This window comes from Caulobacter sp. B11, from assembly GCF_002737765.1.
Taxonomy (GTDB): domain Bacteria; phylum Pseudomonadota; class Alphaproteobacteria; order Caulobacterales; family Caulobacteraceae; genus Caulobacter.
In genome coordinates, this window is record NZ_PEGG01000313.1 from 1 (window position 1) to 3,034 (window position 3,034).

The following is a 3,034-nucleotide window of genomic DNA, read 5'->3' on the forward strand; positions in this document are numbered from 1 at the left end:
GCCGCGTGCTGGCCGACGAGATGGCCCGCGCCCTGATCGTCGATCCCGGCCAGGCGCCGCGCCCGTTCGTCGGCATCGGCTCGACCGTCGCCTATCAGGACCTCACCAGCGGCCAGGTTCGCCGCGTGCGCCTGAGCCTGCCCCGCGACGCCAGTATCGACGAGGGCCGGATCTCGGTGCTGACCCCGGTCGGCGCCGCCCTGATCGGCATGACCGCCGGCGAGATCTTCCACTGGACGGACCACGACGGTCGGGCGCGCGGCGTCCGGGTCCTCACCCTCGACGTCTAGGCCCTCTCCTATCGCGACGCCCCTCCCCCTCGAAGCCCTCCCCCTCGAAGCTGGGGCGTCGTACAACCGTCGCCATGATCGCCGCCATCCTGACCCTCGCCCCCATCGTCCTTGGCCTGCTGGCGATCTCGGCCCTGTTCTCGGCCGCCGAGACCTCGCTGACCGCCGCCAGCCGCGCCCGCATGCACCAGCTGGAGCGCGAGGGCGACCGGGCGGCGCGGCGGGTCAACCGGCTGCTGGCCGACCAGGAGACGATGATCGGGGCGGTGCTGCTGGGCAATAACCTGGTCAACATCCTGGCCTCGGCCCTGGCCACCCAGGTGCTGACGGCCCTGATCCCCGGTCCCTGGGGCGTGGCGGCCGCGACGGCGATGATGACCGTGCTGGTCCTGGTCTTCGCCGAGGTCCTGCCCAAGACCCTGGCCATCCTGAAGTCCGACGACGTGGCCCGGTTCCTGTCAGGGCCCACCCAGGTGGCGGTGCGATTGTTCGGCCCCGTGGTCTACACCGTCCAGTGGATCGTGCGGCGCACCCTGCGGCTGTTCGGAGTCAAGCTGGACATGGGGGTCGACGTGCTGGCCGCCCACGAGGAGATCCGCGGCGCGGTCGAGTACCATCACTCGGAAGGCTCGGTGGAGAGCGGCGACCGGCGGATGCTGGGCGGCGTGCTGGACCTGTCGGACATGGACGTCTCGGAGATCATGGTCCATCGCAAGTCGATCGTGCTGATCGACGCCGACCTGCCGCCGCGCGAACTGGTGACCGAGGCCCTCGAGGCCCAGCACACCCGCATCCCGCTCTATCGCGACAACGCCGACAACATCATCGGGGTGCTGCACGCCCGTGACCTGCTGCGCGCCTTGGCCGCCGCCGAGGGCGGCGTGGACTCGATCGACATCGCCGCGATCCTGCGCGAGCCGTGGTTCATTCCCGACACCACCAGCCTGAAGGACCAGTTGGCCGCCTTCCTCAAGCGCAAGAGCCACTTCGCCCTGGTCGTCGACGAATACGGCGCCCTGCAGGGCCTGGTGACCCTGGAGGACATCCTCGAGGAGATCGTCGGCGAGATCGAGGACGAGCACGACACCAGCGTCGAGGGCCTGCGCCGCCAGGCCGACGGCTCGGTGCATGTCGACGGCCATGTCCCCGTGCGCGACCTCAACCGCGCCATGGATTGGGACCTGCCCGAGGGCGAGGCGGTGACCATCGCCGGCCTGGTCATCCACGAGGCCCAGACCATTCCCGAACCGGGCCAGATCTTCATCTTCCACCACCACCGCTTCCAGGTGCTGCGGCGGCAGCGCAATCAAGTTACCGCCTTGCGGATCAGCGGCCGGTTGGAGGAAGCTCATGCGTGACAGCCGACGCTGAAAGTCCGTGCGGGAACATTTCTAAACGCCGCGCATTAGAGGCTTCACATCGGGTCCGCGGGTGGGGGACGTTTTAATTTGGCCGACGGGAACGACGTGAGAAAGGTCGACGACGCTGTTATGACCGCGCGCGTCGCCGAACTGGAAACGGCGCTGGCCGAGGAAATTCGGCGGTCCGAAGCCCTCAATCGCATCGCCGAGGCCATCGGCAGCGGCGTCGACCTGCAGCACGTGGTCCAGGCGGTCGTCGACGGCGGGGTCGAACTGACCGGCGCGGCTTTCGGCGCCTTCTTCTACAACGTGGTCGATGCGGGCGGTGAAGGCTACACGCTCTACAGCCTCTCCGGCCTGCCGCGCGAAACCTTCGCCGGTTACCCGATGCCGCGTCGCACCGCGATTTTCGCTCCGATCTTTGACGGCGAGGGCGTGGTTCGCTCGGACGACATAACCCAGGACCCCCGCTACGGCCACAACACGCCCTATCAGGGCATGCCCGAGGGCCATCTGCCGGTTCGCGCCTATCTGGCCGCGCCTGTCGTGACCCGCGGCGGCGAGGTGCTGGGCGGCCTGTTCTTCGGGCATTCCGAACCGGGACGCTTCAGCCCGCGCGCCGAGAGCCTGGTGGTCGGTCTGGCCGCCCAGGCGGCGGTGGCGATCGAGTCGATGCGCGCGGTCGACGCCGCCCTGCGTGAACTGGACCACCGGCGCAGCGCGGAGGAACGGCTGAAATTCGCCCTGGATTCAGGGCGTCTGGGCTCCTGGGAGCTCGACGTCGCGACACGGGCCTATGAGGCTTCGGACATCTGCAAGGCCAACTATGGCCGAGGAACCGAGGAGAGTTTCGGTTTCGACGACCTCGTGGCCTCGATCTATCGCGACGACCGGCCGCAGATGATCCAGGCGATCGAGGATGCGATCCACCGCGGCTCCGACTATGACATCGAATATCGGGTCCGCACGCCGAACCGGCCGACTCGCGCTGGGTGCACGCCCGCGGCGCGCGGCCCAGACCGCCGACCATGGCGGGGCGCGCCGCATGGCCGGGGTGTCCCTGGACATCACCGATCGCAAGCGGGCCGAGGAACGCCAGCGTCTGCTGCTCAATGAACTGAACCATCGGGTCAAGAAACCCCTGGTCTCGGTCCAAATCGATCGCCCGTCAGACCCTGCGCAACACCCCCGATCCGGCCGGCGTTCAAACCGCCTTTCGAGGCGCGGCTGATGCCCTGTCAAAGACCCACAACTGCTGACCGACCAGAACTGGAAGGGGCCAGCCTGCGCGAGGTGTTCGACCGCCGAGACCGAGGCCTTCGCGGCGCGCGACGGCATGAGCTTCGACTATTGCGCGCGATGTTCGCCTCAACCCGAAATCCA

4 protein-coding genes are annotated in these 3,034 nt (G+C 68.4%); all 4 read left to right on the forward strand.

Going from position 1 to position 3,034, the window contains the following annotated elements; translation table 11 throughout:
• On the forward strand, positions 1-290 hold a 290-nt coding region (locus CSW58_RS11790; RefSeq protein WP_099447414.1), incomplete at its 5' end, for a GreA/GreB family elongation factor.
• Positions 291-364: 74 nt separating this feature from the next.
• Positions 365-1,648, forward strand: a complete 1,284-nt coding sequence (locus CSW58_RS11795; protein WP_099447415.1) for an HlyC/CorC family transporter — start codon at positions 365-367, stop codon at positions 1,646-1,648.
• A 132-nt stretch (positions 1,649-1,780) separates the two neighbouring features.
• The gene (locus CSW58_RS11800) at positions 1,781-2,767 is read left to right on the forward strand and encodes a GAF domain-containing protein (protein WP_099447416.1); all 987 of its coding nucleotides are present in this window, start codon (positions 1,781-1,783) and stop codon (positions 2,765-2,767) included.
• 59 nt (positions 2,768-2,826) lie between these two features.
• Positions 2,827-2,910 carry a hypothetical protein gene (locus tag CSW58_RS16290; RefSeq protein WP_369825174.1) on the forward strand — a complete coding sequence of 28 codons (84 nt, stop codon included), beginning with the start codon at positions 2,827-2,829 and terminating at the stop codon, positions 2,908-2,910.
• Positions 2,911-3,034: the final 124 nt, after the last annotated feature.